Genomic DNA, 1206 nt, shown 5'->3' with positions numbered 1-1206 from the left:
TACAACCGGAATGCGCAACAACACGGACGGCATAGATCGTCGAACGCGGGAATTGGAGTGTGCCGCGGGCCGGCCGATGGTCAAGTCAGCGGCTCGACGTGGCGAGGTCGCGGAACGCACGCAGCGACCGAGCGTACTCGTGATCGAACGCAGGTTGTGAGGATAGCGGCGATGGACGGGTGCTGGCCGGTGCCGTGCTCTCGCGCGGCACCGTTCCCGCCACAAAATACAGCGCGTGCGACTGGATGCGTTCGATTGTATGCCTGGTTCGAACCACCCGCTTATCACGGGTCAGCGCGCAAAGCAGCTCCGTTACCCGGCGGGTCGACAAGCCCAAACGCGCCGCAAGATCCGCTGCCCGATATCCGATGCCCGACTGCATCGCTTTGAAGACATCACTGGACGTCAATTTCGGTACGCCATCGCGCAGTGTCGATGGCTCGATTTTCTCGCCCTGCGCCTCTGTCGACGCGACTGTGCCCCGTGCCAACCGATACAGCGTGATGGACCGGTTGCTACGCACTTTCTGGCTGGCGATCAGCGCACCGGATCCGGTCAGGATCATGACCAGCGGCCTGATTTGACGGGTCTCAACCCCCAGCACGCGCGCCAACTCGTACATTTCGTAAAGCCGCTCGGGTTTGATCGCCGCCAACAGCGCGGATTGCCGGGCGTCCGCATCCTCGCGGCGCGGCGACTTCGAATGCGCGGCGAGGGGAGCCCGACCGTAACACCAGCGCCCACCGCTGCCCGTGATACGACGCACCGCACACAGCTTGCCGTCTTCGATTAATTGCTCGACGATCGCGCGCACCCGGTCGTTCGCGAGTCCCGTACGTCGCCCAATCTGGTACATCGCGAGACAGGTGCCTGAAGGCAGTGCCTCGAGCACGTGAGCCGCATGGGCGGCGGAAACTTTACCGGCACCCAATGGGCGTTGCGCAGCAGCACGTTGCGTCGCGTTGGCGTGGTCAGTCTGGCTGGATGAGATTTTCTTCATGCCGGTATTGTGCGCAATTTGACAGACAGGCCGCAAGCGCACCGCGTTGGCGGGACGATCGCAATTGGCCCCATCTTACCTCATCGAAAAACTGCCAGCCTCGCATTCGCGTCAGTGACCCGAAACAGCTCGGGATCGAACGGCTCGCCGAGCCACGCGAGCAGCGCGCGCTTGGCATCGGTCATCCGGCCGGCGAGCGTGCGCAC

At 63.4% G+C, this 1206-nt stretch carries 1 protein-coding gene; it reads right to left on the bottom strand.

What is annotated here, in order from left to right:
* Positions 1–85: 85 nt before the first annotated feature.
* Positions 86–1000, bottom strand: coding sequence for a hypothetical protein (locus CFB82_RS41560; protein ID WP_143751097.1), 915 nt, complete (start codon positions 998–1000; stop codon positions 86–88).
* Positions 1001–1206 lie beyond the last annotated feature (206 nt).

It is taken from the genome of Burkholderia sp. HI2714 (genome assembly GCF_002223085.1).
Classification (GTDB): domain Bacteria; phylum Pseudomonadota; class Gammaproteobacteria; order Burkholderiales; family Burkholderiaceae; genus Burkholderia; species Burkholderia lata_D.
The sequence above is the reverse complement of the archived record's forward strand: the minus strand, read 5'-3'. Positions and strand labels throughout refer to the sequence as shown.

Coding starts and splice junctions, on each gene's coding strand:
- CFB82_RS41560 (WP_143751097.1), bottom strand. CDS start 1,000: ATGAAGAAAATCTCATCCAGCCAGACTGACCACGCCAACGCGACGCAA.